Source organism: Propionibacterium freudenreichii subsp. freudenreichii, assembly GCF_000940845.1.
GTDB classification, from domain to species: Bacteria; Actinomycetota; Actinomycetes; order Propionibacteriales; family Propionibacteriaceae; genus Propionibacterium; species Propionibacterium freudenreichii.
On sequence record NZ_CP010341.1, the window covers coordinates 2,430,647 to 2,457,546 of the forward strand.

General features: G+C 64.7%; 30 protein-coding genes, 3 pseudogenes and 1 other annotated feature. Of the genes and pseudogenes, 21 read left to right on the forward strand and 12 right to left on the reverse strand.

The annotated features are described in order from the left end of the window. Positions 1–53: 53 nt before the first annotated feature. Positions 54–719, reverse strand: a complete 666-nt coding sequence (locus RM25_RS12420) for a tyrosine-type recombinase/integrase (RefSeq protein ID WP_080774559.1) — start codon at positions 717–719, stop codon at positions 54–56. A 103-nt stretch (positions 720–822) separates the two neighbouring features. On the opposite strand from RM25_RS12420, the gene RM25_RS10670 reads away from it, so the two are divergent. The 3 genes from RM25_RS10670 to RM25_RS12810 are packed head-to-tail and all read left to right on the forward strand — an operon-like array spanning position 823 to position 2,725. Next, positions 823–2,130 (forward strand): ISL3-like element ISPfr1 family transposase, encoded by a 1,308-nt coding sequence (locus RM25_RS10670; protein ID WP_013159941.1) that lies wholly within the window; start codon positions 823–825, stop codon positions 2,128–2,130. A 12-nt stretch (positions 2,131–2,142) separates the two neighbouring features. Then, positions 2,143–2,475 (forward strand): transposase, encoded by a 333-nt coding sequence (locus tag RM25_RS12425; protein WP_080516027.1) that lies wholly within the window; start codon positions 2,143–2,145, stop codon positions 2,473–2,475. Between the two features lie 22 nt (positions 2,476–2,497). Further along, entirely contained in the window at positions 2,498–2,725 is a 228-nt protein-coding gene (locus tag RM25_RS12810) for a transposase (protein WP_157761608.1), read from the forward strand. A gap of 18 nt (positions 2,726–2,743) precedes the next feature. Here the strand turns inward: RM25_RS12810 and RM25_RS12435 are convergent, their stop codons facing one another. Continuing rightward, entirely contained in the window at positions 2,744–3,682 is a 939-nt protein-coding gene (locus RM25_RS12435) for an AbaSI family restriction endonuclease (protein WP_196485327.1), read from the reverse strand. Between the two features lie 855 nt (positions 3,683–4,537). On the opposite strand from RM25_RS12435, the gene RM25_RS13555 reads away from it, so the two are divergent. The 3 genes from RM25_RS13555 to RM25_RS13560 are packed head-to-tail and all read left to right on the forward strand — an operon-like array spanning position 4,538 to position 5,899. Further along, positions 4,538–4,759, forward strand: coding sequence for a transposase family protein (locus tag RM25_RS13555; protein WP_370695574.1), 222 nt, complete (start codon positions 4,538–4,540; stop codon positions 4,757–4,759). Next, the gene (locus RM25_RS10685; RefSeq protein ID WP_218915919.1) at positions 4,756–5,538 is read left to right on the forward strand and encodes a transposase; all 783 of its coding nucleotides are present in this window, start codon (positions 4,756–4,758) and stop codon (positions 5,536–5,538) included. Before RM25_RS13555 ends, RM25_RS10685 begins: the two co-directional genes overlap by 4 nt. Beyond that, entirely contained in the window at positions 5,474–5,899 is a 426-nt protein-coding gene (locus RM25_RS13560; RefSeq protein WP_373561278.1) for a transposase, read from the forward strand. Before RM25_RS10685 ends, RM25_RS13560 begins: the two co-directional genes overlap by 65 nt. On the opposite strand, the pseudogene RM25_RS10690 reads toward RM25_RS13560, so the two are convergent. Further along, positions 5,826–7,033 (reverse strand): annotated as a pseudogene (locus tag RM25_RS10690) (IS3 family transposase); the annotation flags it as partial. The gene RM25_RS13560 and the pseudogene RM25_RS10690 overlap by 74 nt on opposite strands. 87 nt (positions 7,034–7,120) lie before the next feature. Between RM25_RS10690 and RM25_RS10700 the strand changes: the two are divergent. From RM25_RS10700 to RM25_RS10720, 6 genes are all read left to right on the forward strand, one after another. After that, positions 7,121–7,318 carry a hypothetical protein gene (locus RM25_RS10700; RefSeq protein ID WP_013160028.1) on the forward strand — a complete coding sequence of 66 codons (198 nt, stop codon included), beginning with the start codon at positions 7,121–7,123 and terminating at the stop codon, positions 7,316–7,318. Between the two features lie 82 nt (positions 7,319–7,400). Continuing rightward, the gene (gene aat / locus RM25_RS13435) at positions 7,401–8,333 is read left to right on the forward strand and encodes a leucyl/phenylalanyl-tRNA--protein transferase (RefSeq protein ID WP_311317205.1); all 933 of its coding nucleotides are present in this window, start codon (positions 7,401–7,403) and stop codon (positions 8,331–8,333) included. Next, positions 8,216–10,462: a nitric-oxide reductase large subunit gene (locus RM25_RS10705; RefSeq protein ID WP_230845462.1), complete on the forward strand. Its 2,247-nt coding sequence runs from the start codon at positions 8,216–8,218 to the stop codon at positions 10,460–10,462. Before aat ends, RM25_RS10705 begins: the two co-directional genes overlap by 118 nt. 4 nt (positions 10,463–10,466) lie before the next feature. Then, positions 10,467–11,336, forward strand: a complete 870-nt coding sequence (locus RM25_RS10710; RefSeq protein ID WP_013160024.1) for a hypothetical protein — start codon at positions 10,467–10,469, stop codon at positions 11,334–11,336. 134 nt (positions 11,337–11,470) lie between these two features. Continuing rightward, a complete protein-coding gene (locus RM25_RS10715; protein ID WP_036940428.1) occupies positions 11,471–12,235 on the forward strand; it encodes a slipin family protein in 765 nt (254 codons plus the stop codon). A gap of 113 nt (positions 12,236–12,348) precedes the next feature. Continuing rightward, a complete protein-coding gene (locus RM25_RS10720; protein ID WP_044636453.1) occupies positions 12,349–12,771 on the forward strand; it encodes a hypothetical protein in 423 nt (140 codons plus the stop codon). 267 nt (positions 12,772–13,038) lie between these two features. Here RM25_RS10720 and RM25_RS10730 read toward each other — a convergent pair whose 3' ends face one another. From RM25_RS10730 to RM25_RS10755, 5 genes and pseudogenes are all read right to left on the reverse strand, one after another. After that, a complete protein-coding gene (locus RM25_RS10730) occupies positions 13,039–13,899 on the reverse strand; it encodes a hypothetical protein (protein WP_044636454.1) in 861 nt (286 codons plus the stop codon). Between the two features lie 54 nt (positions 13,900–13,953). After that, positions 13,954–14,271, reverse strand: a pseudogene (locus tag RM25_RS10735) (integrase core domain-containing protein); the annotation flags it as partial. Positions 14,272–14,278: 7 nt separating this feature from the next. Next, positions 14,279–15,628: an IS30 family transposase gene (locus RM25_RS10740; RefSeq protein WP_421957925.1), complete on the reverse strand. Its 1,350-nt coding sequence runs from the start codon at positions 15,626–15,628 to the stop codon at positions 14,279–14,281. 140 nt (positions 15,629–15,768) lie between these two features. Next, positions 15,769–16,718: pseudogene (locus tag RM25_RS12445) on the reverse strand (IS3-like element ISPfr12 family transposase); the annotation flags it as partial. Beyond that, positions 16,285–16,419 (reverse strand) — a sequence feature (AL1L pseudoknot). It overlaps the preceding pseudogene by 135 nt. A 22-nt stretch (positions 16,719–16,740) precedes the next feature. Beyond that, positions 16,741–17,001 carry a hypothetical protein gene (locus RM25_RS10755; RefSeq protein WP_257009032.1) on the reverse strand — a complete coding sequence of 87 codons (261 nt, stop codon included), beginning with the start codon at positions 16,999–17,001 and terminating at the stop codon, positions 16,741–16,743. Positions 17,002–17,029: 28 nt separating this feature from the next. Between RM25_RS10755 and RM25_RS12450 the strand changes: the two genes are divergently transcribed. From RM25_RS12450 to RM25_RS12645, 4 genes are all read left to right on the forward strand, one after another. Further along, positions 17,030–17,188 carry a phage holin family protein gene (locus RM25_RS12450; RefSeq protein WP_196485067.1) on the forward strand — a complete coding sequence of 53 codons (159 nt, stop codon included), beginning with the start codon at positions 17,030–17,032 and terminating at the stop codon, positions 17,186–17,188. Further along, positions 17,185–17,748 carry a DUF3618 domain-containing protein gene (locus RM25_RS10760; RefSeq protein WP_013160019.1) on the forward strand — a complete coding sequence of 188 codons (564 nt, stop codon included), beginning with the start codon at positions 17,185–17,187 and terminating at the stop codon, positions 17,746–17,748. The genes RM25_RS12450 and RM25_RS10760 overlap by 4 nt, the downstream gene beginning before the upstream one ends. A 62-nt stretch (positions 17,749–17,810) precedes the next feature. After that, positions 17,811–18,905 (forward strand): YihY/virulence factor BrkB family protein, encoded by a 1,095-nt coding sequence (locus tag RM25_RS10765; RefSeq protein ID WP_013160018.1) that lies wholly within the window; start codon positions 17,811–17,813, stop codon positions 18,903–18,905. Positions 18,906–18,951: 46 nt separating this feature from the next. After that, a complete protein-coding gene (locus RM25_RS12645; RefSeq protein WP_036943364.1) occupies positions 18,952–19,206 on the forward strand; it encodes a hypothetical protein in 255 nt (84 codons plus the stop codon). Here the strand turns inward: RM25_RS12645 and RM25_RS10775 are convergent. Together RM25_RS10775 and RM25_RS10780 are read right to left on the reverse strand one after the other, a co-directional pair. Then, positions 19,130–20,485 (reverse strand): ISL3 family transposase, encoded by a 1,356-nt coding sequence (locus tag RM25_RS10775; RefSeq protein WP_044636457.1) that lies wholly within the window; start codon positions 20,483–20,485, stop codon positions 19,130–19,132. The two genes, RM25_RS12645 and RM25_RS10775, sit on opposite strands and share 77 nt — an antisense overlap. Then, entirely contained in the window at positions 20,452–21,240 is a 789-nt protein-coding gene (locus tag RM25_RS10780; protein WP_013160015.1) for an oxidoreductase, read from the reverse strand. The genes RM25_RS10775 and RM25_RS10780 overlap by 34 nt, the downstream gene beginning before the upstream one ends. 165 nt (positions 21,241–21,405) lie before the next feature. Between RM25_RS10780 and RM25_RS10785 the strand changes: the two genes are divergently transcribed. After that, a complete protein-coding gene (locus RM25_RS10785; protein WP_044636672.1) occupies positions 21,406–22,407 on the forward strand; it encodes an IS481-like element ISPfr17 family transposase in 1,002 nt (333 codons plus the stop codon). A gap of 215 nt (positions 22,408–22,622) precedes the next feature. Here RM25_RS10785 and RM25_RS10790 read toward each other — a convergent pair whose 3' ends face one another. Continuing rightward, complete coding sequence (locus RM25_RS10790; protein ID WP_013160014.1) at positions 22,623–23,222, reverse strand: mismatch-specific DNA-glycosylase; 600 nt, start codon at positions 23,220–23,222, stop codon at positions 22,623–22,625. Between the two features lie 3 nt (positions 23,223–23,225). After that, positions 23,226–24,230 carry an ornithine carbamoyltransferase gene (gene argF / locus RM25_RS10795; RefSeq protein WP_044636458.1) on the reverse strand — a complete coding sequence of 335 codons (1,005 nt, stop codon included), beginning with the start codon at positions 24,228–24,230 and terminating at the stop codon, positions 23,226–23,228. Between the two features lie 138 nt (positions 24,231–24,368). Between argF and RM25_RS10800 the strand changes: the two genes are divergently transcribed. From RM25_RS10800 to RM25_RS10815, 4 genes are read left to right on the forward strand one after another with little or no spacing between them, the layout of a single operon-like run. Continuing rightward, the gene (locus RM25_RS10800) at positions 24,369–24,749 is read left to right on the forward strand and encodes a phage holin family protein (protein ID WP_036940614.1); all 381 of its coding nucleotides are present in this window, start codon (positions 24,369–24,371) and stop codon (positions 24,747–24,749) included. Beyond that, positions 24,746–25,210, forward strand: a complete 465-nt coding sequence (locus RM25_RS10805) for a low molecular weight protein-tyrosine-phosphatase (protein ID WP_013160011.1) — start codon at positions 24,746–24,748, stop codon at positions 25,208–25,210. The genes RM25_RS10800 and RM25_RS10805 overlap by 4 nt, the downstream gene beginning before the upstream one ends. 55 nt (positions 25,211–25,265) lie before the next feature. Further along, positions 25,266–26,162: a type 1 glutamine amidotransferase family protein gene (locus RM25_RS10810; RefSeq protein WP_138427834.1), complete on the forward strand. Its 897-nt coding sequence runs from the start codon at positions 25,266–25,268 to the stop codon at positions 26,160–26,162. Between the two features lie 12 nt (positions 26,163–26,174). After that, positions 26,175–26,861 (forward strand): response regulator transcription factor, encoded by a 687-nt coding sequence (locus RM25_RS10815; protein WP_275451357.1) that lies wholly within the window; start codon positions 26,175–26,177, stop codon positions 26,859–26,861. Positions 26,862–26,900 lie beyond the last annotated feature (39 nt).

The window sequence follows — 26,900 nt, forward strand, 5'->3', positions numbered from 1 at the left end:
CGCAGGCGGGGCAGGGGTGAATGGTTGAGCCGGTCAACATAACCATCGCGGTGTCACCGGTTCTTGAGGAACGCGATGAGAGCGTCGGATGCCTTGTATCGGGCTGGTGGCCGCTCGTCGAGCGCGGGAACGCGTTCGAGGGTTCGCTGCTTGAGTTCCAGGTCGGCATGCAAGTAGATCTGCGTGGTCTGGATGCTCGCGTGCCCGAGCCAGAGCGCGATGCTGGCGGTGTCGATGCCGGCGTGCAGGAGGCTCATCGCGCAGGTGTGCCGCAGCGTGTGCGGCGTGACGTTCTTCCCTGTCAATGAAGGACACCTCTCGGCCGCGGTCGCGGCGTGCCGGGTAACGAGCTTCCCAACGGCAGCCCTGGTCAGGGGTGTCCCGCTGTTGGTCGGGAACAGCGGCCCCTCTCGCGCTGGTGGGAGCTCGGCGAGCCAGGCCGTGAGGAGCCTGACGGTGTTCTTCTGCAACGGGATCACGCGTTGCTTGCGGCCCTTCCCGACGCATTCGAGTTGGCTGTGTGGTCCGAGCTGAAGGTCACCGACGCGCAGGTTGATGAGTTCGCTGACGCGGAGTCCGGTTTGGATGCCCAGGTGCAGCAGGAGCCGGTCGCGGCGACCGAGCCAGGTCCGGGTGTCCGGGGCAGCGATGAGCGCCTCTGCTTCGGGGCGGTGAGGAACGACACGAGCGTGGTCTTGGTGCGTTTCGCGGCTCTTCACGAACGAGGGTGTAGCGGGTTGAGCGTGTCGGTGGCCGGGTAGGGGTCGAGGTCTCCCTGAGGATGGAAGTTCTCACACTCGCCATCTGCCGGAAGACCTCGACGTGTCACACCCTACTTTCACTACACCTTGCCTGACCACGTTCTGCGGTCTCGACGAGCTCGGCCTGGAGGCTGTCGGGCAGCGTCTGGACCCGGATCGGGCGGTGATCGAGTGCCGTGTCGTGGAGCCGGACCGGTGGTGCCGCGAGTGTGGATGCGAGGGCGCCCCGCGCGACACGGTGATCCGTCGGCTCGCGCATGAGCCATTCGGGCATCGGCCCACGACCCTGCTGATCCGGGTCCGGCGCTACAAATGCTGCGGGTGTGGGCGGGTCTGGCGGCAAGACACCACGGCCGCCGCGCCGGTACGGGCGAAGATCTCCCGCGGTGGGTTGGCGTGGGGGCTGGCGGGCTTGGTCCTCGATCATCTCTCGGTCACGCGTGTCGCGGCAGGGCTGGGGGTGTCCTGGTCCGCCGCGAACGACGCGATCCTCGCCGAGGGCCGCCGGCGGCTGATCGATGACCCGGCGCGGTTCGAGGGCGTGACCACGATCGGCGTCGACGAGCACGTGTGGCGACACACCCGCCACGGCGACACGTACGTGACCGTGATCATCGACCTGACCCCGGTGCGCGACAAGACCGGCCCGGCACGGCTGCTGGACATGGTCGCCGGACGCTCGAAAGCCGTGTTCAAGACCTGGCTCGCCGCCAGACCGAAGCCCTGGCGAGAGGGGATCGAGGTCGTCGCCATGGACGGATTCACCGGGTTCAAGACCGCCGCCGCCGAAGAACTGCCCGACGCGGCCCCGGTCATGGATCCGTTCCACGTGATCCGGCTCGCCGGTGACGCGCTGGAGAACTGCCGACGCCGGGTACAGCACGACGTCTTCGGCCGGCGGGGCATGAAGGGCGATCCGCTCTACCAGGCCAGACGGACCCTGCTCACCGGTGCCGGTCTGCTCACCGACAAGCAGCAGGCGCGGCTAGATGCCCTGTTCGCCGAGGACAGGCACGTCGAGGTCGAAGCGACGTGGGGCATCTACCAAGACATGATCACCGCCTACCGGGACAAGGACCGCGGCCTGGGCAGATTCTTCCTCGCGCACACGATCGACAAGATCAGCGCCAGCGTCCCGGAGCAGCTCGTCGAGATCCGCAAACTCGCCCGCACCCTCACACAGCGCGCTTCGGACGTGCTCGGCTACTTCGACCGCCCCGGCACCAGCAACGGCCCCACCGAAGCGATCAACGGCCGACTCGAACACCTCCGCGGCACGGCCCTCGGCTTCCGCAACCTCAGCCACTACATCGCTCGGTCGCTGCTCGAAGCCGGCGGATTCAGACCCGCGCTACACCCTCGTTCGTGAAGAGCCACAAAGCTGGCCAGTCAGGCCCTGGACGAGGTGCGTCGCCGAGTCCAGCAAGACACCCTGGGGCGCAGGGGACACGCCAAAGACCCCTTGTATCGGGCTCGGAGACTCCTCCTCACCGGCGCCAACCACCTCACCGAGAAGATGGCGACCAAGCTGGATGCCCTCCTCCAAGAAGGCGACCCGAACTGGGAGGTGACCATCACTTGGACCGTCTACCAGAAACTGATCGATGCCTACCAGCAGAGCGACTCCCATGACATGGTCACCCTCATCGATGCTCTCAAGGACCTGGGGGTACCTCCCGCTTGGAGCGAAGCACGCGGGGGAGCCGATTCCTGAGGTCGCCAGGCTGGGGCGCACCTTGAAAGCCTGGAAGAGGGAGATCCTGGCCTATTGGCACACCGACCGCTCGAACGCGGGCCCCACCGAGGCGATCAACAACGTCATCGAGACCACCCGACGCATCGCCCGCGGCTTCCGCAACTTCGACAACTACCGCCTGCGGATCCTCGCCTCAGCCTCCGGACAACGCCCCTACCGCCAACCCCCGAAACTCGTCAAGCAAGGACAACCAAACCACGCTGAATGACGAAGAGCCGGATATCCCCTATCCATGAACCACCGTGAACTTGTCGGAGATCCGACGATAGTGCTTTCTGGGAACTCCTCCAATTTCAGAAACACCGTCTCGCAAAAAAACTCCAGCGAAACGATATGCACGAACTCTGGTGACGGGATCGACGGCCTGAATGAATACTACTCGCTTCTGTCCAGTAGCCGAATCTATTGCATTCCAATCCTCATTGTATTCATCCAGACTCAGCCCGTCATCCGAGAGCATATTGTTCCAGCCACGACTGACCGCATGCCCCGCAACTGCTTTCTTGGGAAACCAGACCAAATACTCGCTGCCATAGATCGACCGGAGAGAACTGGGAACAAAGCAAGACTTGCGAGGACCTCTACTCTCCAGAGAGTATGAAGACCCAAGAATCGAGTTGCATACCGTGGCAATATTGGCGAATCCGATGTCATCGGCCATGGAAATCTCATCACGGTTCTGGAAGTATGCAAATGGATCGTCCGGTTCAATCACCCAAGGCGAGAAGCCGCCACTTTGCCGGAGGGTCTCGATTCGTGCGCGCAGCTTTCCAACCACGTCATCGATGGCATTGTCAACCGCTTCAAGCGGAGCCCATTGAACGTTCCCAGTGTGATCCCTGACAAACACGTCGATGTCAAGTTGTTGATACCCACTGTTCGGTTGAACTTGATGCAGCACATCGAATATGGTAATCGTTCTGCCCGCGTCTTGCTCTGAGCGAGTTGCGTGATACGGTTCGTTGCATTCGATGCCCATATTGAGCTGTGGAAAGTACAAGTCAATGAAGTATCGCGACCGAGGATCGATCGCAACCAGCTTCTGGGAGACCGGCTGGACTTCAGAGTCGTCGAGGCGGTTCCAAACCGCGTTCACGACGTAGTTCTCATAGTCTTTGCGACTCGTTCGCGAGAGTGTCCGCGCCAAGTACTCCAGTTTTTCCACGGCTATTCTCCTCTAGACAGTCTGGGCCAACGCCCGTTGGCGGCGGTCTTGCATGATCAAGCAGAACCACGTCAGCGGGCTTCCTTCTGGCCACGAGATCCATTGCAGCGCCCGAACTCAATGCTCATCCAGTCTACCCTCCTGATGCCCAGTTGTACGGCGGTTGACAGTGGACAGATCTTCTGAGCACAAAAGGCTGCCCAGCAGGGAACTGCACGCATATGCTTCGAGCATGTCTACCGACTTGGGCGGGCTCCTAACCGCCGTTCAACAGGATCTCGGCGACTCAGCGAACTGGCAGTGTCCTGTCGAGTTCCACGACTCGTTGGCCCTGTGCGCGCTCAACTCCGCATACTCCCTTCGCGCTACCTCAGCCTCAGTCAAGAAAGTGATCTCGCTATACCGGGAGTCTCGTGCGACAGCGGATACCGACAGTGGACCCGATCTCCTCCAGTTCATGCAGGAAGCGGGCGGGCCCGAGGACTTCGCTCGCGATGTTCTGCAAAACCTGAGCAAACTGCCCGGCACGAGTCGACTTCGAACCGTTGGGATACATGAAGCACTGACAAACCGGCTCTTCGTCATTCAGCGTGGTTTGGTGAGGCTGGCCTGAGTGTCGTGGGGTGGTGAGAGGGGTGTGTCGGTGCTGGTGAGAAGGGTCGGGGCCTTCTTGAATGGGAAGCGTTCAGACTCACCCGTTCGAAGAAGACCCCGACCGTGTTCCACACTACCTGCACTCATCCCGGCTACTGCACGCTCGCTGATGCCATCGCTGACCTCCCCGGCTTCCACGTCACGCGTGTGGACCGCTCACCTGCGGGCCTGCGTCTGAACGTCGAGACCGACCCTGGGGGAGTGCTCTGCCCCGCCTGTGGGGTCCAGGCTGTGGCGGATGGTCGCCAACAACGTCTCCTCCACGACATCGGTGTCTTCGGTGTCCCTGTCCTCCTCGTGTGGTCCAGGCGCACCTGGCGGTGCAGGCAACACTCCTGCCCCCAGGTCTCGTGGGGGGAAGAGACGCAGTTGGCTCCACCCCTGCCAAGCACTTCACGACCCGAGCCATCACCTGGGCTGTGAACCAGCTTCTCACCCGAGACGTTGTCATCTCCGCCCTGGCCCGGGACCTCCAGGTGGGGTGGCGCACCTTGTGGAAGGCAATCGAGGGACCCCTCCAGGAGCGCCTCAAGGAGATCAGCGACCAGGCCAGCGTGGAAGCCCTGGGCCTCGACGAGCACGTGTGGCGTCATTGCGGGCCCCACAAGAATCGGATGATCACCGGGGTGGTGGACCACACGAGGCCGAAGAGAGGCAAGGACGGGAAGACGAAGCCGTTCGCGAGGCTCCTGGATGTCCAGGTCGGGCGCTCGGGAGCGGTCGCTGAGGACTGGTTGGCCTCCCAAGGCAAGGAGTTCGCGAGCAAGATCCTCATCGCTGCCATCGACCCCTACAGGGGCTATGCCAACGCGATCTCAGCGACCCTGAAAGAGGCGGACATGGTCGTCGACATCTTCCACGTGACAAAGCTGGCCAGTCAGGCCCTGGACGAGGTGCGTCGCCGAGTCCAGCAGGACACCCTGGGGCGCAGGGGACACGCCAAAGACCCCTTGTATCGGGCTCGGAGACTCCTCCTCACCGGGGCCAGCCACCTCACGGAGAAGATGGCGACCAAGCTGGATGCCCTCCTCCAAGAAGGCGACCCGAACTGGGAGGTGACCATCACTTGGACCGTCTACCAGAAGCTGATCGATGCCTACCAGCAGAGCGACTCCCATGACATGGTCACCCTCATCGATGCTCTCAAGGACCTGGGGGTACCTCCCGCTTGGAGCGAAGCACGCGGGGGAGCCGATTCCTGAGGTCGCCAGGCTGGGGCGCACCTTGAAAGCCTGGAAGAGGGAGATCCTGGCCTATTGGCACACCGACCGCTCGAACGCGGGCCCCACCGAGGCGATCAACAACGTCATCGAGACCACCCGACGCATCGCCCGCGGCTTCCGCAACTTCGACAACTACCGCCTGCGGATCCTCGCCTCAGCCTCCGGACAACGCCCCTACCGCCAACCCCCGAAACTCGTCAAGCAAGGACAACCAAACCACGCTGAATTGGGGTTACCCGCAAGTTTCGGACGGTTGGATTGGTCCAGGCGGCCCGTGTCAGGGCTGCCGCGTGTTGGGCTTCGAACTCGACTGGGGTCTGGTAGCCGATCGCTGAGTTGAGGCGCTTCGTGTTGTAGAAGTCGTAGATCCACTCCTCCACGCCCTGAATGGCCTGCTGGGGGGTGTCCCACTCGTAGCGGTCGTAGAACTCAGCCTTCAACACGGACCACTGGGATTCGATCATCGCATTGTCCCAGCACACCCCGGTGCGTCCCATTGACTGGTCGAGGTGGAGTTCCCGGCAGCACTCATACATCTGCTCGGAGGTGAATTGCGTGCCACGGTCGGAATGGATGATCACTTTCCTGGGCGCGTTCGGGCGAATAATGCGAGCCCGGCGCAACGCCTCCTCCACGAGGTCCGTCGTCATGGTCGTCGACATGGCGGTTGCGATGACCTTCCGGGAGCAAGCGTCCTTGATGGCGCACAGGTACACCCACCCGGCCCGCGTCCTCAGGTAGGTGATGCCGGTGACCCACACGCGATCCACCTGCCCCGTGTCCCAGTGTCGCTTGACCCGGTCAGGGATCGAATGCGTGCGCGTCCCCGGTATCGTCGTCACCGGACGGAACCGGCGCGGGCTGATGCCCGCAAGGCCCTGACGGCGCATCGAGGCCGCCACCGTCTTACGATCCACCACCACCCCCTCACGGCGAAGCTGGGCGCACACACGCAGGTACCCGTACGTGCTTCGGGAGTCCACCCATATGCGGCGCACCGCCTCATCCAGGCGCCGACGCGCCCGGAGGCTGGGGAGAAGATGATCCCCATCCCGCTGCTGGGCCGCAACCCACGCGTAGTACCCGGAAGTGGACACTTTCAACAGGCGGGCCATCCGGGCAATCGGGTACCGAGCCTTCTCCGCCTGCATCAGCGTGTACTTCTCACTCACTGATGCTTCGCAGCGAAGAAGGCCGCTGCTTTTCCCAAGAACTCGTTGTCCATCCGCAGGTCCGCGTTCTCCTTGCGGAGCCGCTTCAACTCCTCGCGTTCATCCGGACTCAACGTGCTCGGCGTCATGGTCTCCTTCTCTGCCTTCACCCACCTGCCCAACAGTTGGGGACCCAGCCCCAGCTCCTGGGCGACCTCGGCGATCGTGCGACCCGAGTCGATCACCATCCTCGCCGCCTCATGGCGGTACTGGGCCGTGAACTTGCGACGCTGCCTCCGCGTCTTCTCGTTCCCCGTGCTCATGACAACACCTTCCCCCAGGGCCACCAGGCCCCGCCACATCAGGTGTCCGAAAAACCAGGGTAGGCCCACTGCACGGCTGGCGGCACCATGGCGGTGAAGCGCGGCACCACCTATTGCACCTTCGGCACGCAGGTGCAGACAGCACTTGCTGCCGACGCCACGCGCACGTCGCTCACCCTCACCAACAGCCAGACCAGACGGTCAGTGGCCGTCACCTGCGCCAAGGGCACCACGATCACCACATGCACCGGGGACGACGGTTCGGTGGTCTGGCTGCGCGGCTGACCCGGCGCGCTCGGAGGCCGTGCGCCTGGATGCGTACGACCGGACCACGGCGCACGTCGGGGCATGGTGCCACACTGGAGACATGCTTGCCCATGTGTTCGGTCTGGAGGCCGATTGGCCCGGCCAGGATCTCGTGGGCTTCACCGACACCATCGACACCGAGTTGACGCTGGCAGCCTATGCGTCGGGCCTGTTCCCGATGCCGCTGCATGAGTCCGATTTTCATGGCATGGGCTGGTGGTCGCCCGTACGTCGCGCCATCCTTCCGCTGGGGGCGCTGCGGGTGAGTCATTCGCTGCGGCAGGCGCTCAACCATTACCGAACCTCGGTCGACACCGCCTTCGAGCAGGTGCTGGCCGGCTGCGCCGACCCAAAGCGTCCCGACGGCTGGATCGACCAGGATGTGGTCGCCGTGTACACGCAATTGTTCGAACGCGGCGTGGCGCATTCGGTGGAAACCTGGGATGACGAAGGACGTCTGGTGGGCGGCCTGTATGGCGTGGGTATGCGTGGCCTGTTCGCCGGTGAATCGATGTTCCACGACCCCGAACATGGCCGGGATGCGTCGAAGGTGGCGCTGGTGCGTCTGGTCGACACCTTGCGGGCGCGCCCAGATGGGGTGGCGCTGTCGGCTGATGTCTGGGTGTTCCCCCGGCCACCCCCGTACGTGCCCGCTGCCCGCACCCGTCTGATCCCCTCAACTCTCACCGTCTGGCAGAGGAAACAATCATGCCGAGCAAGAACCAGCCGACCACTGAGCAGGTCGCAAAAACCAAACGGAGGGCCGAAACCGTATCGGCCTACGCATCCAAGGGCTGGGTGCAGGCCGTCGCTTTCGTCATGTTGCTGGGTTTCGGCATCATGGCAGCGCTTGCGATGCGCACCTACACCGACTCGATGCCCCAGCCCGATCGCATCGTCAATGAGCAGGGCCAGGAGATCATCTCCACCGAGCAGATCAGCCACGGTCAGGCGCTCTACCAGAGCCGCGGCCTGCAGGAATACGGCTCGGTGATGGGCCACGGTGCCTATCTGGGCCCCGACTTCACCGCCGAATATCTGCGCCTGACCACCGACGCTGCCGTCGAGAAGTACACCGCCGATGGTGTGCAGGATCCTCGTCAGGCCGTCGAGGACGAGTGGCGCACCAACCGTTACGACGAGAACACCGGCACCTTGGTGTGGACAGACCAGCAGATCGCCGGTTATCACCAGATGGTCGACTACTACACCGACTTCCTGGGTTCGCCGACCACCGAGCATGGCATGTTCCCCAATGCACTCGAGCCCGGTGAAGAAATCGAGGACACCACCGCCTTCTTCGGTTGGACGGCGTGGGCATCGTCCACGAACCGGCCCGGTCACGACTACTCGTACTCGAACAATTGGCCCTCCGAGCCGAATGTGGGCAACGGCCCAACCGCCAATCTGATGATCTGGTCGGTGCTGTCGCTCATCGTGTTGCTGGGTGGCATCGGCATTCTGTTCGCCGTCTATGGTCGCTGGTCGGCACGCATCGGCTGGCATGGTGAAGAAGCCCCGGTGCTTGATTTCCGCCAGCCCGACGAGGTGCATCTGACGCCCAGCCAGAAGGTTTCGGGCCTGTTCTTCGTGGTGATCATGGTGTTGTTCTTCGCCCAGGCGATGGTGGGCGCGCTCACCGAGCACTACCGGGTCGAGCTCACCGGCTTCTTCGGTATCGACATCGCCCAGATCCTGCCCTACACGGTCTCGCGCACCTGGCATGTGCAGCTGTCACTGCTGTGGACTGCCGCCGGGTTCCTGGCGGCCGGCATCTTCCTGGCACCGCTGATCACCCGCAAGGAACCCAAGAAGCAGGGCTTCCTCACCGGCGTGCTGCTGGTGGCCGTGGCCATCGTGGTGTTCGGCTCGCTGGCCACCGAATGGTTGAGCCAGAAGGGCATCCTGCCCGAGGGTTCACTGTTCTCTCAGCAGTGGGAGTATCTGGATTTGCCCAGGCTGTTCCAGATCGCATTGACCGTGGGCATGTTCTTGTGGATGTTCATCGTGATCCGCACGCTGCGCTCCAAGCTCAACAGCACCAAGAAGACGTCGCTGCCGTGGCTGTTCATGTTCTCCGGTCTGGCCATCCCGATGTTCTATGCGGTGGGCATGCTGGCCGGTTCCGAGACCCACTTCTCGGTGGCCGAGTTCTGGCGCTTCTGGGTTGTTCACCTGTGGGTTGAGGACTTCCTGGAGCTGTTCACCACCGTGATGGTTGCCTATGTGTTCGTGCTGCTGGGTGTGGTGCGTCAGAAGATGGCGATTTCGATCATCATGCTCGACGTCATCCTGTATTCGCTGGGTGGCGTGGTGGGCACCATGCACCACCTGTATTTCTCGGGCACCAGCGCCGAGACGATGGCTTTCGGTGCCGTGTTCTCGGCTGCCGAGGTGATCCCGTTGACGTTCTTGACGGTGGAAGCCTGGGGCTTCATGCAGTTGGGTTCGCGTCAATACACCAACCGCACCAAGCCGTTCCCGCATCGTTGGGCCGTGATGTTCCTCATCTCCGTGGGTTTCTGGAACTTCCTGGGTGCCGGCATTTTCGGCTTCCTGATCAACCTGCCGATCGTGTCGTACTACGAGATCGGCACGGCCTTGACCGCCAACCATGCGCATGGCTCGATGATGGGCGTCTACGGCATGTTGGCGTTGGCGTTCGCGGTGTTCGTGTTGCGCTACATCATTCCCGAGAAGGAATGGCCCGAGAAGGGCGTCAAATGGGCGTTCTGGGCAACCAACATCGGCTTGGTGTGGATGGTGTTCATCTCGCTGCTGCCGTTGGGTGTCGCCCAGCTGTACCAGAGCGTCGGCAAGGGTTATTACGATGCCCGTGCCATCGGCTACATCACCGATCCGGGCAATACTCTGCTCGACTGGTTGCGCATGCCCGGTGACGTGATCTTCCTGTCGGGCATCGTGCCGCTGCTGTGGCTGGCGTGGAAGGCGCTGAAGTCGTACTTCAGCAAGGATTCCAAGCCGGTTGTCTACGAATTGATGGATCCGCCGCTGTACGAGGCGCTGACCGATGAGCGCATCGCCGAGATGGCTGCCGCCAACAAGGCCGATGCGGTTCCCGATCAGGTGAGCCCCTACCGCAGCGATCGCAGAGAGGAATAACACCATGGATGCGCCGTTGTGGGGTGTTGATTTCGTGGTGTGGATGTTCTGCGCCTATGCGCTGATCCTGGTTGGTGTGGGCTATGGGCTTGACCTGTTGGCCAAGCGCACCTCGCAGCAGTCGTCGGCGAAGCGGAATTTCGGTTTCCACTACCACGAGAATCAGGACGCCTGGTTGTGCTCCGAGGACCAGTGGCTTTTCCCCACTGCCTTCGACCGTGACAACCGGGTGATGCACTACCGCGCGTCGTCCATCGTGTGCAACACCTGCCAGGTGAAGAACACCTGCACCACCTCGATGATGGGCCGCGAGATCACTCGCGAGGTTGATCCGTGGCCCTATTCGGAGTCGGGACGTTTCCACCGGGGCATTGCCCTGGCGGTGGCGGTTTCGGGGTTGGTGTTGATCGCGGGGGTGGCCATTTTGGGTCACACCGCGGCAGACATTGCGGTCGAGGTGGCCACTGCCGTTGCGGTGGTGGCTGCCTCGGTTCCGCTGGCCCGTCATCTGATGCGCAGCCCGGCGAATTTCGTCGAGCCCACGCATGTGAAGGTGGTGGACGCCGACGAGATCGATGCTGCTGTGCTGGCCGATCGGTTCGCCCAGAAGTGGGGCAATGTGAGCGACGAACGCAAGCGCGCCGCAGCCCTGGAACGCGAACGCGTACTGGCCGATGCAGCCCCGGCCACCGGTTGGCGTGGACGCGGCACCCGCGACACCCCGCTGCACATCAGCTCGGCGTTGGCGATGAAGGAACGCCTCAAGCGCGAAAGTCGGGGCGCCGAGGTGATCCATGATGGTTCGGCGCCGATTCCGGGAGGCCCGCGTCCACGTGACATCGGTGCCGGTCGTGAAGAGACGCCGGACTCGTGACCATCTGCTCGTGGGTCGGCCACCCGTGATGGGCCGATCCTTGGGGTCGAATCCTGATCAATCATGAGTTCTGCGGCCGGGACCCCGGCCATGCCAAACCGTCACTACTTTTTTCGTTCTGAAAGGCCCGCGTCGTGGCTCTGCTGATTGTTGTTCTTGCTGTTGTTGCCGTCGTGCTCATTGTGCTGCTCGTGTCGTTGCGGGTGATTCCCGAATATCAGCGCGGCATTGCGTTCCGGTTCGGGCATCTGCGTCCCACGTTGGAGCCGGGCATCCACTTCGTGTTCCCGCTGGTCGATTCGTTGCAGCGGGTTGATCTGCGGGTGATCACGTTGACGATTCCGCCGCAGGAAGTGATCACCAAGGACAATGTGCCGGCGCGGGTGAATGCGGTGGTGCTGTTCAAGGTGCTTGAGCCGAAGGATGCGATTCTCAAGGTGGAGAATTACGCGATTGCCACCTCGCAGATCTCGCAGACCACATTGCGTTCCCTGCTGGGACGGGTCGATCTGGATACCCTGCTGGCCCACCGCGACGATCTCAACATCGATTTGCAGGGTGTGATCGATGCCCGCACCAAGCCGTGGGGCATCGAGGTGTCCACCGTGGAGATCAAGGATGTGGAGATTCCCGAGGCGATGCAGCGGGCGATGGCGCGTGAGGCGGAGGCCGAGCGTGAGCGTCGCGCCAAGGTGATTTCGGCGCGTGGCGAGTTGGAGGCCTCCGATGAGCTGCGTCAGGCCGCCGAGACCCTGAGCCAGTCGCCCGCGTCGTTGCAGTTGCGCTACCTGCAGACGCTGCTCGAGCTGGGTGCCGACCAGAACTCCACCGTGGTGTTTCCGCTGCCGCTCGACATCATCGGCCCGCTGCTCAACAAGATGGGCAACGCCCTCAAATAGAGCATGTGGGCGGTCAGATTTTCGACCGTGCACTGAACAGCCCGTCCTGGTTCACCGGGGCGGGCTGCTTTCAGTTGTCCATGCCGATGGGCTCGGCCTCGTAGGCTTTGGATATGCCAGAGTCATTGACGCAGGCCGAGCCCATTGCCCTGTCGCAGGCGGTGTCGCCGCTGGTGTTGGCGATGGACATCGGCTCCACCTCGAGCCGGGCTGCGGTCCATGACGCGCTGGCACGCCCGGTGGTGGGGCATCAGACCGAGGCGAAGCATCGTTTTCATGAGGCCTCCGATGGCACATCCGAGATCGATGCCGATGCGATGGTTGCCGAGATTTCCGGGCTCATCGGCGAGACGGTCCAGGGCTTGCCGGCATCCAGCATCGCGGCGGTGGCGATGGACACGTTCGCCAGCTCGCTGGTGTGTGTCGACGATCATGGTGGCGTTGACGATCCTCGACCCCCGCAGCCGTCCGTTGGTCCCAGGGGTGGCGCCGATGACATCGGAGGAGTATCAGCGGGCGTTGACCGGGGTTCATGACGTGGTGGCCTCTGCAGTCGCACTCCCGCCCGCCGATGCAGGAGAAGCACTCGCCAGCATGGACATGGGGATCCGTGCCGTCACCCTGAGTAGCGGGGAGCTGGGGTTCTGGTCGCGTCGCGATGAAGTTGGCAGGGCGGTGGTTCGCGGAGACCTCGACACCGTGCGCTACTCCGCGTTCTTGGAAGCCCTTGGTGAGCACGTTGTCTGGCCCAAGGCGGACATGCAGCGAAACAGCGTCGAGGGTTGAGAGACGTCGAGTGACCCTCACGCCTCCCAGAGATGGACCTGGTAGTCCATCAGCCGTGCGGCGCGAAGACGCCGACCCATCGAGGGATGTACCGCGATCTCCTTGGTGACCATCGAGGCAGGCTTTCCGTATCCGGGAAAGGAGAGCGTTCCAGACTTCGGCACCGGTTGCCAGCTGTCCCCCGGTTGAACGATCAGTCGCGGATCGGATCGACGTGCGCCCCAGAGGTAAAGAGTCTCTTTCAATAGCTGGTCCAAGAACGTACACATCGACCCTCGCAAGCCCTCCAGCACCGTCTGCGGCGTGGACACCAGGAACATGGAACTCATCGTGCCTGCTTTTCCGGCGTCGATCATGGCACGTGTGCCCACCCAGTCCGGCTGACTGGGCAAGGGATTGATCACACCCGTCGGACGCGCCCTGGTGCCCACCATCTGGATCAATGACATTCGCGGTGCACGGTGCACCATCGTGTTGCGCTGAGCGATCAGCCAGGAAAGCCAGTCCTCAGGGCCATGATCCTCGGGTTTCAGGACATCTGAGAGCAGAGCATTCTGTCGCTCACGCCCCGATGTGCCGACATCAGCCAGCACACCCTGTCGCAACCCTTGGCCACGACCGTTCTTCAGCGCCTTGACGGCCACCTTCTGAAGTTCGCCCCAATCGGTGCGAATGACGTCGCACTTGATCCCGGCGACAATGACGATCACCGCGGCAACCCGGTCGAGGGCCTGTCCAAGGCTGACGATGGTCTGCTCTAGCCATGCGTCGAGTCGATCCTCACGCCGCTGTCCGGCATCTCCGAGAGCCTGCTGAGCGCCGATCAGTTCGTCGCGGGATCCCCCACGCTTGGCAATGGCGCGCCAGGCCTGCGTCAACGCATGGTCGCGGGCACATGAGCTGAAGCGCCCTGGGTCTGATGGAGACTCGCGCTATTTGATTCCGATCAGCAGATTGCTGTCGTTGGGGACAGCATAGAACGCGTTCTCGAACTCGGCGGGTGGGACGTCTCCGAGGTATCCGTGGAGGCGCTGCGTGTTGTGCCAGTGCACCCAGCCGAGCGTCGCGAGCTCGAGATCCTCGACCGTCTTCCACGGTCCCGAGCGGGTGGGCCCGCGAACCAACTCGGCCTTGTAGTAGCCGTTCACCGTCTCGGCCAGGGCGTTGTCATACGAATCGCCGACGGTCCCGATCGAGGGTGTCGCACCGATCTCTGCGAGGCGTTCGCCGTAGCGAATCGATGTGAATTGCCTGGGTTCAACCGGTCGTTGCAACACCGGGTTGTTGGAGCGAGTGTAACTGCTCCTGGAATACTTCGGCGGGGGTCTTCCAGTCGAGGCTCTTGCGGGGTCGGTTGTTCAGTGCGAGGGCGACTGCTTCGAGGTCTTCAGCGGACCATCGTGAGAGGTCGGTGCCCTTCGGGAAGTATTGCCGCAGCAACCCGTTGGTGTTCTCGTTCGTCGGCCTCTGCCAGGGCGAGTGGGGGTCGGCGAAGAACACCTTCGTGCCCGTCTCGAGCGCGAACTGGGCGTGCGCGGAGAGTTCTTTGCCGCGGTCCCAGGTGAGCGTCTTGCGGAGCTGTTCGGGGAGCTTCATCATCGACGCGATGAGCGCGGCGTTCATCGCGACTGCGCCGTAGCCGCCCAACGCGGGCCCGTTCTTGATCGGCGGCGCCTCGCCCCACCCGTCCAGCCTCGGCAGGTGCACCAGCAGGGTCGACCGGCTCTTGCGTTCGACGAGAGTGCCGATCGCGGACCGGCCCGTGCCGATGATCAAGTCGCCCTCCCAATGCCCGGGCACGGCGCGGTCCGCGGCTGCTGCGGGCCGTTCGGAGAACACGACATCGGCGGTGACGTGACCTTGCGGGCGGTTCTGTGCTCGAGCCCGCGGCTGCCGGAGGGCGCGGCCGGTGCGCAGGCACGTGACGAGCTCGCGTTTGAGCGCACCACGGCCCTCAATGAACAGCGACTGGTAGATCGCCTCGTGGCTGATGCGCATGGATTCATCATCCGGGAAGTCGACCTTCAGCCGGTGCGAGATCTGCTCCGGGCTCCACGCGGTCGCCCACCGCCGGTCCTGCCGGTGAGGTTTGTTCAGCCCCTTCCATGCCGGCGGTTCCGGCCCCACGACGATGCTGCCGTCAGGCCGACAGACGTTTCCGGCGAGGCGCTCCTGAACGTACTCACGCAACCGGTCGTTGGTCGCGAGCTTCGCCGTCTTCGGGCGCTTCGCTGTCTGCTGAGCCTTCCATTGCGCTACCAACGCCCGGTACTCCTGCTTCCCGCTGCGCGTGGCCGCGTTGCGGCGCAGTTCGCGGGAGATCGTTCCCGGGTCGCGGCCGATCCTGCGCGCGATCTCACGCACGCCGACCTGCTTGGCGCGCAGGAGCGCGATCTCCTCACGCTCCTCGAAGGACAGGTAACGGCCGCTGGGCTCGGCAAGTGAGATCGGTGGCATGCCGCCAGCGTGGCGAAACCAACGGGACCCGACCGGCACAGACACGCCCACCTTCAGAGCCGCTTCGGCTGAGGTGATGCCCGTCGCGATCAGACGCCAGAACTGCCGCTGCACCGCCCGCGAGGGCTCAGGCCGCCCGGGCGAACGCATCGGCGGACGCAACGCCCGATCCGCACGCCATTGCCGACGCGCACCCTCGGGCACATCGCTCGTCTTCGCGGCCCAGTCCCTCGTCGCCACAGCTGAACACCTCCACGGTCAAGGTGTTGCGACGACCAGTTGAATTCACCTTGACAGCCCGCGTCGCTGTGACACCGCAGATCCTCATGGTGGGCGCCTCGGGACCAGCGCGCCATCTCGATCGCGTCGAGGACCATCTCGGTGCGCATATGTGACGCGACCCGCCACCCCACGATCATCCGGGAGAACGCGTCGATGATGAAGCAGACGTAGGCGACGCCAGCCCAGGTGGGCACGAATGTCAGATCGGTCACCCAGAGCCGGTTCGGTGCCGTCGCGGTGAACTCCCGCTTGACCAGGTCCGGGTGCCGCGACGACGCCGGGTCCGGCCGCGTGGTCTTCACCCGCTTCGACCGCCTCGCACCTTCGATCCCTGCGACGCGCATCAGCCTCGCAGTCTGGTCGCGGCCGATCATGATGCCCCCACGCCGGGCAGCCTTCCAGAGCTTGCGGACCCCGTAGACGCGGTAGTTGGCCTCCCAGATCTCGACCAGCTGCGGGATCAGTTCCTCGTCACGCAGCGCACGGGCAGAGGGCGCACGGGTCTTGGCGGCGTAGTAGCTGCTCGGAGCCACCTGCAACAGTCTGCAGATGAGCTCGACTCCGAGCCGGCGACCGTCCACGACGTCGTCCTTGTTCGCGTCGATGAACGCGACTACTTCCGGTAGTGGCGGTCGAGCTCCGCCCCGAAGAAAGACGCCGCCCGTTTCAGCACCTCGTTGGCCCGGCGCAGCTCCCGATTCTCTTGCTCGAGCTCTTTCACCCGCTGCTCCTCCGCCGAGCTCACACCGGGGACGACACCGTCGTCGACGTCGGCCTGCTTGACCCACATCCGCACGGACTCGACCCCGTAACCGAGCTGCGTCGCGACCCGCTGCACCGTCCCCTGCGTGACGCCCAGCTCCGCGCGCAGCGTCCTCACCATCCGCACCGCGGCGGCCTTCTCCTCGACCGAGTAGCGACGCGTCGTCGGCTTCCCATTCGCCAGTTCCTTCGGCATAACCCCATCCTCGTTTCCAAGGTCAGGAGTCTCCAACAAACTCAGGGCGCTTCAAGCTTTCTCTATACTCCTGGATGGCCAGCGAGGCTTTGATCAAGGCTTCCGACACACCGCCGCAAGCAGACAGTAGATACTCCCCCAGTTCCGCTGAGACTTGCCAGCCCACGTATCCTCGCCACCAGCCAATCCCGCCCTGATTGTCGTCAAGGTCGGCCAAGATCTCATCCATGAGACGAGCCACCGAGGATGTGACCGGCTCGACTGCGCTGCGGTAGGACGTCATAGCCCCAGCGTAGAAGGACATCGCCGTGATGCCCGGCGTTGTCGTCGCGGTCCTGTGGGCACTCATTGCCCTGATCCTGTTCCTGGTCGGGCGCAGCCAGATCAAGCAAGTGAAGGGCGTCCCGCAGACCGTGGACACCCTGAAAGAGATCCCCGAAACGCTGAAGAGAAATGAGGAGAACCGATGAGCGATTCACCCGACGAGATCCGCGCCGACATCGAGCGGACCCGCCACGACCTCGGCAGGGACGTGGACGCCCTGGCCGATGAGGTCTCCCCGTCGAAGATCGTGGACCGACAGGTCGACAAGGTCCGTGGCGCCTTCACCTCCGTCCGGGAGCGTGTGATGGGCGCAGCGGATGACGCCGGCTCGTCGCTGACGGATGCGGGCTCTCACGCCGGAGATCTGAAGGACCGCGCGGTCGCCAAAGCAGAAGGGAACCCGCTGGCGGTCGGACTGATCGCGTTCGGTGCCGGCCTGCTCGCGGCGTCGCTGATCCCCGCGTCATCGAAGGAGAAGGACCTCGCTGCAACCGTGAAGGAGCAGGCGCAGCCGCTGGTTGACGAGGTCACCGATGCTGCGAAAGAAATCGGCGAGCATCTGAAGGAGCCTCTGCAGGCGTCGGTCGAATCCGTGAAGTCGTCGGCACAGGACTCCGTCGCCACAGTCAAGGACGAAGCCCAGGGCGCGGCCAGCGACGTGAAAGACCAGGCTCAGCACGCTCGCGATAACATCTCCGACAGCTGAACCCGCACGAATCGGGCGGGCCCGTCACACGACGGGCCCGCCCCTTCACGAAGGAGCCTGCAATGACCAGCACAGCCCCCTCCACCCCGCGCAACGCCCCAGACCCCGAAGCATCAGGCAAGCCCGATTCCCCAGACGATCTGCACAAGAGGTCCTGGAAATACGTACTGCGGAAGACGATTCGCGAGTTTTCCTCGGACCAGTGCACCGACATCGCCGCCTCCCTGACGTATTACGCGGTGCTGTCGCTCTTCCCGTGCCTGATTGCAATCTTCTCGCTACTGGGTGTCGTCGGGCAGGGAAAAGCCGCCAGCGACGCGGTGCTGGGAATCATCGAGCAGGTCGCTCCCGGCGACACGGTCGACACAATCCGCGGACCGATCGAGCAGATCGCCGAGTCCCCGGGTGCCGGGTTCGCCCTCATCACCGGCATCCTGCTGGCCATCTGGTCAGCATCCGGATACGTGGGAGCGTTCAGCCGTGCGATGAACCGGATCTACGAGATCGAGGAGGGGCGGCCGTTCTGGAAGCTGAAGCCCGCCCAGCTGCTGGTCACCGTCATCACCATCGTGCTGCTCGTCATCGCCGCGATCATTCTTGTCGTCTCCGGCGACGTCACCAAAGCGATCGGCGACGCCCTCGGCATTGGCGACGTACCCCAGACGATCTGGTCCATCGCCAAGTGGCCGTTGCTCATATTCATCGCGGTGTTGGTCGTCGCCATCCTCTACTACGCCACCCCAAACGCGAAGCAGCCAAAATTCCGGTGGATCAGCATGGGCGCCCTGCTAGCAATCATCGTGCTCGCACTCGCCACCGCAGCCTTCGGGTTCTACGTCGGAAACTTCTCCAACTACGACCGCACCTACGGCTCGCTCGCGGGCGTCATCATCTTCCTGCTCTGGCTGTGGATCGCGAACCTCGCGCTGCTGTTCGGCGCGGAGTTCGATGCTGAGCTCGAGCGAGGTCGCCAGCTGCAGGCGGGCATCGCCGCCGAGGAGGACATCCAGCTACCTTCGCGCGACACCCGCAAGAGCGACAAGGCCGCCGAGAAGGAGCGGCAGGACATCGAGAAGGGCCGAGAGATCCGACAGAATGCCGACCCCGACGACACAGCCAAGGACGCGACCACCCCCGGTCCTGCCAGAGAACACTGACGGACGGCCTCGCTCGGGGCGCTCACGCCGCACGCGATTCTTCCCCGTGTCCGTCTTCGACCTCGCCCAGACTGACCCTATCGAAGGAGCCGAGCCGATCCCCGAAAACCCCGCTGACGCCCACCAGCTCAGCGGCGACGACCCCGCTGGCATCGCCGAGGCCGTGACCGACTGGCTCACCGGCCAGGGCTGGGCCATCGAGCACAACCAGCTCGGGGCCGGACTCAACGGCTACACCAGCCCCGACGACAAGCGAATCGTGATCGGGCTCTTCCCAGATGAGGGTGTAGGTGTGGTCTGAATCCGCCGGCTTCGAGGAGTGCGCGGGCGATGTAGTTGGTGAGGTTGCGGAAGCCGAGGGCCAGGCCACGCAGGTGCTCGAGGCGACCGTTCACGGCTTCGGTAGGTCCGTTGCTCGTGCGCGGCCGGTCGAAGTAGGCCAGGACGTCGCAGGCGCGTCTTGTCAGGGTGCGGCCGAGCTTGCGCAGTTCTACCAACGCCTCAGGCACACCCTCGGCGAGGGCGTCGATCACGGAGCTCATCTCGACGCGGCCGGCTGCCCGGTCGGGGTGACGGTAGGCGGAGATCATGCGCTGGTAGATCCCCCAGGTGCACTCGACGTGCACGTGCCGGTCCCCAGCGAAGAGCTTGTCAAGGCGCTCGTGCTGGCGGTCGGTGAGCAGGTCAGCCCCGGTGTGCAGGGTCCGCCGCGCGGTGTAGAGCGGGTCGCCCTTGCGTCCGCGGTGTCCGTGCAGTTCCTGCTGGACTCGGCGGCGGCACTCATCGAGAGCGTCCCCGGCCAACCGGATGACGTGGAAGGGATCCATAACCGTGACGGCGTCCGGCAGCTCCTCGGTGGTGGCGGTCTTGAAGCCCGCGAACCCATCCATGGCCACGACCTCGATCCCATCGCGCCAAGCCTGGTCCCGCTCGGCCAGCCAGTCCTTGAACGCCTTCTTCGACCGACCTTCGACCACGTCCAGCAGGCGTGAGGGCCCGGTGCCGTCCCGGACCGGGGTGAGGTCGATGATCACGGTGACGTACTTGTCACCGCGCCGGGTGTGCCGCCACACGTGCTCATCGACCCCGACGACCTTGACACCGTCCAGGCGGGTCGGGTCCTCGATGAGCAGACGCCGGCCCTCAGCCAGGACCGCGTCGTTGGCGGTGTTCCACGCCACGCCCAGTCCTTCGGCAACTCGGGCCATCGACAGGTGGCCGACGACGATCCCGACCAGACCCCACCGCAGGCCGGCGCGGGAGATCTTGGCCCGCGGCGGCGCCGCAGCGGTGGTGTCCTGACGCCACACGTGCGAGCACTCCTTGCAGCGGTAGCGGCGCACGGTGAGCACCAGCGTGGTAGGGCGCCACCCGAACGGCTCGTGCGCCAACTCCCTGCTCACCGTGTCACGGGGCACGCCCTGGCAGCCGCACCGCCTGCACCAGTCGTCCGGCTCCACGACCCGGCACGCCAGCACGGACCGGTCAGGCTCGAGCAGCTGGCCGGTGACCTCCAGACCGAGGCCGTCGAGGCGGGTGAAGGTAGTCAGGTCAGGGCGCGTGAAGGTAGCGTCAGGCACGTCGAGGTCTTCCGGACGGGTTGTGTGAGAACTCCCATCATCGGAAGACCTCGACCCTCACCCCGACACCGACGCGCCGCCCCAGGTCGCACCACAGCTACACCCTCATCTGTGAAGAGCCGGTTTTCCAGTGAACCCCCGTACTCGTCCGTCCGGTGGTTGTCGAGTGGTGACAGGAACTGGTTCACCAGGTACCCGTGAGCTCCGTGAATCTCCACTCCGGTGAATCCGGCGTCCCTCGCGATGACTGCGGTGCGTGCGAACCGACCGACAATCGCTTCAATTTCGCCACGGGACAGCTCGCGGGGCATGGAGAAGAAGCGTTCGTACTTGCCACCGAATCCGATGGCACTGGGAGCTACCGGATGCTGGTTGATGGTGCGGGGCGACTGCTTGCCGGGATGGTTGATCTGCATCCACAGGGCCGCACCATTCTCGGTACCGGCCTGCGCCCACTGGCGCAGCATGTCCATATCCGTCTCGTCCTCGACGGCGACATTGCCGGGCTCGCCCAATTGCCGCGGATCGACCATCACATTTCCAGTGAGCAACAGCCCGGTGCCGCCGCTCGCCCAATGCCGATAGAGGTTCACGAGCGGCTCGGTTGGGTGCGCACCGCGATCGCCCAGGGCCTCGTTCATGGCGCCCTTGAGGATGCGATTCTTGATCACGGCACCCGAGGGCAGCGTCAGGGGATCAGCCAGGGTGGCCTGCCTGGTCGCCAGGATGTCGGCGGATGCATGGTTCGAGCTCATGGCTCACCTTCTCGGAGTAGATGTTTGTGCGTAGAAACGTTTATACCCTTTGACATATGGCACGCTAGCTGTACTTCCCCGGGAGGTTGTGAACGGGTGAGGTAGCGAAGACCTCCGGGCAGGATGTGGGTTACCACACTCACTCTCCTGACCACGGAGGTCTTCGTGACTCACGCTAACGCACCCTTGACACCGGAAGGGCGTCGTCGTCTTGCTGTTCTCGTCGTGGAACAGGGCTGGTCGTTGCGGCGGGCGGCGGAACGGTTCCAGTGCTCGCCCGCGACGGTGAAGCGGTGGGCCGACAGGTACCGGGCAGGGCTGCCGTTGATCGACCGTAGTTCGAGGCCCACCTCGTCACCGAACCGGCTTTCGCGTAAGACGGAGCATCGGATCGTCGCGTTGCGGTTCACTCGCCGGTGGGGTCCGCACCGGATCGCGTATCACCTGCGGTTGCACCGTTCCACGGTCGGTCGGGTGCTCGCCCGATACAAGATGCCGAAGCTGATCAACATCGACCAGGCCACCGGGCTGCCGGTTCGCCGCCCGAAGCCGAAACGGTACGAGGTCGCCGCGCCGGGCCAGCTCGTGCACGTAGATATCAAGAAACAAGGCCGGATCCCCGACGGCGGCGGGTGGCGTGCCCACGGTCGCGGATCCATGCAGGACCGTCACGCGGGAGTGGCCCGCGACAAGGCAGCCCGTGCCGGGGCAGCCGGCTCTCGCGGCTACCGGTATCTGCACCACGCCGTGGACGACCACTCCCGGATCGCGTACTCAGAGATCCTTGACGACGAGCGCAAAGAGACCGCAGCGGGGTTCTGGACCCGCGCGAACGCGTTCTTCGCAGGCCTGGGCGTCACAGTCACCGCGGTGATGACCGACAACGGTTCCTGCTACCGGTCAGGCGCCTTCGCTGACGCGCTCGGCGACGAGGTGAAGCACAAGTGGACCCGGCCATACCGGCCGCAGACCAACGGCAAGGTCGAGCGGTTCAACCGAACCCTCGCCGTCGAGTGGGCCTACGCGAAGCCCTACGCCAGCGAAGCCGAGCGCGCCGCAGCCTACGAGACCTGGCTCCATCACTACAATCACCACAGACCCCACACCGGGATCGGCGGCCAGACTCCCTCAGCCCGCGTTCACAACGTCACGGGGAAGTACAGCTAGCACGACCCACATGATGAGGAAAGAGCCCAGTTACCAAGGCAGTGACGCCAACGCCCGCGGGGTACCGCGGGTAGTACGGATGTCGCCCAGGCGAGACCTCGGCGCGGTACGAATCGGCGGCGTTTGGACGGCCCACTCGCGAACCGCCACAGCCCGGAACGATGATCCAGTAGGGCCAGAACTCGTCGAGGGTGACGCTCGGGCGGTACCCGTCTTCAGTGGAACAGCGGCACGCCCGCGGCCTCGGCGGCCTCCCGATAGTCACGGCCCAGCGACTCCACGGTTTCGTGGGCGTTCAGCCCGCTGGGGTTGGGCAGCGCAAAGACGTGGGCGCTGCTCCCGGTGCCGTCGCCCCAATCAAGGCGCAGCGCCTGTTCACCGACCTTGGCATGCCGGTCCCCGGTGGCCACCCGGTAGGCACCGATGCCCAGGAAGGCCACCACCTTCGGGTGATAGCGACGCACCATCTCACGGATGCGCGCCAGCCCGTCAACGAACTGCTGGTTGTCCAGCTCATCGGCCTTCGTCGTGGCCTCGCGCGCCAGGTTCGAGATGCCGACACCGCCACGCTCCAGCTCCGACAGCCCCTCGGGCGGGTACCCGTGGGAGGCGTCGATCACGTGTGAGGTGATGCCGGCCGCAGCCAGCGCCGGATAGAAGCGGTTGCCCGGATGGGCGAAGTGGACGCCCACCCCGGCACTCCACAGGCTCGGGTTGATGCCCACGAACAGCAGGCGCAACGGCTCCGGCAACAGGTCGGGCACCGTCTGGTGACGAAAGGCCTGCAGCTCGGCGCGGGTGAATCCCTTCGCCATGGCTCAGCCCCGCTCCCCCAACGTCGCGACCATCACGGCCTTGATGGTGTGCATCCGGTTCTCGGCCTCGTCGAAGATCACGTCGGCGTTCGCCTCGAAGACGTCGTCGGTGATCTCCAGGTCGTCCATGCCGGTGAGCTCGTAGATCTCGCGGCCGATCGCGGTGCCCAGGTTGTGGTAGGCGGGCAGGCAGTGCAGCACCTGGACCTTCGGATTGCCGGTGCGAGCCAGCAGGGCGGAGTTCACCTGATAGGGCCTGAGCAGGTCGATGCGCTCGGCCCAGGCCTCCTTCGGCTCGCCCATCGACACCCACACGTCGGTGGAGACGAAGTCGACGCCCTCCACCGCATTCGGATCGTCGGTGACGGTGAGCCGCGCGCCGGTCGTCGCGGCGATCTCGTTGGCGGTGGCGATCACCTCGGCACTGTTCTGCAGCTCCTTGGGCGCGATGATGCGCATGTCCATGCCGGACAGCGCGCCCGACACCAGGTGCGAATTGCCCTCGTTGAAGCGCGCATCGCCCACGTAGGCCACCGACACCTCGCGCAGCGGCTTGGTGGACCGTTCGGTCATGGTGAGCTGGTCGGCCAGCATCTGGGTGGGATGCCATTCATCGGTGAGCCCGTTCCACACCGGCACCCCGGCGTAGTCGGCCAGCGTCTGCACGCGGCTCTGGCCGAAGCCGCGGTATTCGATGCCGTCGAACATGCGTCCCAGTACGCGGGCGGTGTCCTCCACCGACTCCTTGTGCCCCAGCTGCGAACCCGACGGGTCGAGGTAGGTCACGTGGGCACCCTGGTCGTGGGCGCCCACCTCGAAGGAACAGCGCGTGCGCGTGGACGTCTTCTCAAAGATCAGGGCGATGTTCTTGCCCACCATCGTGGGACGCTCGGTGCCCGACTTCTTCGCCGCCTTCAGCTCGGCGGCCAGGCGCAGGAACTCGGCCCACTGCTCCGGGGTGAAATCGGCTTCCTTCAGGAAGTTGCGACCCGACAGATCTACCGCCATGTGATCCTCCGTTGACGAACTGGTCTCCAGACTATCGGGCACCACCCCCACGCCCGGCGATCGCCCGGGGGTCGATTGGGGGACGCCGCGGGTGCCGCAGCCTTGATTGCCGGGCGCCCGGCACGGCAGGCTGGGGGCATGCTCTGGCGCACAGTGGTGAATGCGGCGGCGGTGGGCGTTGCCACCTGGCTGCTGCCCGGAATCAGCTTCATCGGCAACGACACCACGGGGCAGCGCGCCCTGACCCTGGCGATCGTGGCCATTGTGATCGGCCTGCTGAACGCCTTCGTCAAGCCGGTGTTGACCCTTGTCAGCAGCTGTTTCGTGGTGATCACGCTGGGGCTCTTCCTGTGGGTGATCAATGCGGCGGTGCTGATGTTCGCCAGCTGGCTGTGCGGTGCCATGGGCGTCGGCTGGCATGTGGCCGGCTGGGGCTCGGCCTTCGTCGGCGCGCTCATCGTGTCGGTGGTGGCGATGCTGCTCGGCGGCAACCGCGACAACTACGGGGGCCGGAATTGAGCGCGTTCGACCTGCTGTTCGTCTGCCTGGGCAATATCTGTCGCTCCACGATGGCCGAGCAGGTGGCCCGCGCACAGGCCGCTGACCGGGCGCTGGGGCTGCGCATCGATTCCGCCGGCGTGAGCGATTGGGAGCGCGGCAATCCCCTCGACCCGCGTGCTGCGAAATGCCTGAGCGCCCACGGCTATCCGGTGGGCGATCACCGGGCCCACCTGGTGACCGATGCCGAGCTCGGCTCCGGCCTGATCATCGGCATGGAGCGCTCGCACCTGGACGACCTGGCGTCGATGGGCGCCCCCGGCGACCGGCTGGCGCTGATCACCGACTTCGTGCCCGGCGACCACGCCGACGGCCTGCCCGATCCCTGGTACGGCGATATGTCCGACTTCGAGTTCACGCTGAAGGTGATCGAGGCGGCGATGCCCGCCATCCTGGATGACGCCGCCTCGCTGCGTCGATAAGTGGGATCCGCGGGTGAGGGAGGCCTTCGGGGGCGGCGCTGAGTAGGCTGACGCCATGACTCTCTTCCTGGTGGGTGGCGGCCCGTCTCAGGCGACGGGGCCGATTTATGACAGCTTCGTCGAGCAGGCCCGTGGCCGCGGACCCCGCATTGCGCTGGCAATCCTGGGCGCGCCCGAGCAGGCCGGCGCATCAGTGGGGATGTACGCCGACCCGATCAGGCAGCGCTGGCCCGAGGCACAGATCGAACCGATCTGGCTGATCGACGAGGACGAGGGCACCGTCGAGTGGCCCACCGATCCCGAGCAGCTCGGCGGCCTGGTGGTTGCCGGCGGCTGGGCACCGGGTTACCTGGACGCGCTGACGCCGCTTCGCGACGAGATCGTGCGCATCGTGCGTGGCGGCGTGCCCTATATGGGCTTCAGTGCCGGCGCCCAGATCGTGGCCAAGCACGCGATCGTGGGTGGCTGGCAGTCGCACGGACGCGCAGTGGGCCCCGAGATCGCCGGCGACGGCAGCACCGAGATCGTGGTGCGCGACGGGCTGGGCCTGATCGGCAGTGCCGTGGACGTGCACATCGACTCGCAACACCTGCTGGAACGCGCCATCTCCGCGCTGCTCGACCATGACATCTCCAGCGCCATCGCGATCGACGAGGACACCGCGCTGGTGGTCGACGTCGCCTCGGGACGCTCCGACGTGGTCGGATCGGGCGCGGTGCACTGGCTCAACAACGAGGGCCACGAGGTGCGCGTGCGTCGCACCCAGGGTCCGCAGGCGCAGCCGGTCGTTGAGGACGACACTGAATCCACATCGGACGCTGGGTCCACAGGCGACACTGCCTCCCCTGAAGACACTGCGTCCTCTGATAGCGCTGCGTCCACCGGCGCGGACGTGTCCGCCGACACGGCAAGCCCCGGAACAGAATCCGAACCGCCGACGAACGAGAAATGAGACAGCATGGCGATGCAGATCCTGGTTGTTGACGATGATCAGGCGGTGCGCGATTCGCTGGCGCGTTCACTGCACTACAGCGGCTACGAGGTGGAGACCGCCGAGGACGGGCTCGAGGCGCTCGCGAAGCTGTCGAACCTGCACCCCGACGCCGTGGCGATGGACGTGATGATGCCGCGCCTGGATGGCTTGGAGACCACCAAGATGCTGCGCGCCAACGGCAATGACGTGCCCATCCTGGTGTTGACGGCCCGCGACGCGGTGGGAGATCGCGTCGATGGCCTGGACGCCGGGGCCGACGACTACATGGTCAAGCCGTTCAGCCTCGAGGAGCTGCTCGCCCGGCTGCGGGCGCTCACCCGCCGCTCGCGTCCCGAGTCGCAGCAGGCCAATGAGGTGCTCAGCTTCGCCGACATGACGCTCGACCCGCAGACCCGCGAGGTCACCCGGGGCGGACGCCGGATCAGCCTGACGCGCACCGAGTTCGCGCTGCTGCAGACCTTCATGGAGCATCCCGGCAAGGTGCTCGACCGCAGCTGGCTGCTCAATGAGGTGTGGGGCTTCGATTTCCCGGCCACCGCCAATTCGCTGGAGGTCTACATCGGCTACCTGCGTCGCAAGACCGAGCAGGAGGGTGAGCCCAGGTTGATCCACACCGTGCGCGGTGTGGGCTATGTATTGCGTGAAACTGCACCGTGATCCGGCCCCTGCGGCGGGCAGTGCTGGGCAGGAACGGCG

What these genes read in the sequence shown, in the direction of transcription:
- RM25_RS13560 (WP_373561278.1), top strand. Translation starts at nt 5,474, where the DNA reads ATGCTCTCAAGGACCTGGGGGTACCTCCCGCTTGGAGCGAAGCACGCG.
- RM25_RS10700 (WP_013160028.1), top strand. Translation starts at nt 7,121, where the DNA reads ATGGCGGTGAAGCGCGGCACCACCTATTGCACCTTCGGCACGCAGGTG.
- aat (WP_311317205.1), top strand. Translation starts at nt 7,401, where the DNA reads ATGCTTGCCCATGTGTTCGGTCTGGAGGCCGATTGGCCCGGCCAGGAT.
- RM25_RS10705 (WP_230845462.1), top strand. Translation starts at nt 8,216, where the DNA reads ATGCCCCAGCCCGATCGCATCGTCAATGAGCAGGGCCAGGAGATCATC.
- RM25_RS10710 (WP_013160024.1), top strand. Translation starts at nt 10,467, where the DNA reads ATGGATGCGCCGTTGTGGGGTGTTGATTTCGTGGTGTGGATGTTCTGC.
- RM25_RS10720 (WP_044636453.1), top strand. Translation starts at nt 12,349, where the DNA reads ATGCCAGAGTCATTGACGCAGGCCGAGCCCATTGCCCTGTCGCAGGCG.
- RM25_RS10740 (WP_421957925.1), bottom strand. Translation starts at nt 15,628, where the DNA reads ATGCGTTCGCCCGGGCGGCCTGAGCCCTCGCGGGCGGTGCAGCGGCAG.
- RM25_RS10755 (WP_257009032.1), bottom strand. Translation starts at nt 17,001, where the DNA reads ATGACGTCCTACCGCAGCGCAGTCGAGCCGGTCACATCCTCGGTGGCT.
- RM25_RS12450 (WP_196485067.1), top strand. Translation starts at nt 17,030, where the DNA reads ATGCCCGGCGTTGTCGTCGCGGTCCTGTGGGCACTCATTGCCCTGATC.
- RM25_RS10760 (WP_013160019.1), top strand. Translation starts at nt 17,185, where the DNA reads ATGAGCGATTCACCCGACGAGATCCGCGCCGACATCGAGCGGACCCGC.
- RM25_RS10765 (WP_013160018.1), top strand. Translation starts at nt 17,811, where the DNA reads ATGACCAGCACAGCCCCCTCCACCCCGCGCAACGCCCCAGACCCCGAA.
- RM25_RS10780 (WP_013160015.1), bottom strand. Translation starts at nt 21,240, where the DNA reads ATGAGCTCGAACCATGCATCCGCCGACATCCTGGCGACCAGGCAGGCC.
- RM25_RS10790 (WP_013160014.1), bottom strand. Translation starts at nt 23,222, where the DNA reads ATGGCGAAGGGATTCACCCGCGCCGAGCTGCAGGCCTTTCGTCACCAG.
- argF (WP_044636458.1), bottom strand. Translation starts at nt 24,230, where the DNA reads ATGGCGGTAGATCTGTCGGGTCGCAACTTCCTGAAGGAAGCCGATTTC.
- RM25_RS10800 (WP_036940614.1), top strand. Translation starts at nt 24,369, where the DNA reads ATGCTCTGGCGCACAGTGGTGAATGCGGCGGCGGTGGGCGTTGCCACC.
- RM25_RS10810 (WP_138427834.1), top strand. Translation starts at nt 25,266, where the DNA reads ATGACTCTCTTCCTGGTGGGTGGCGGCCCGTCTCAGGCGACGGGGCCG.
- RM25_RS10815 (WP_275451357.1), top strand. Translation starts at nt 26,175, where the DNA reads ATGCAGATCCTGGTTGTTGACGATGATCAGGCGGTGCGCGATTCGCTG.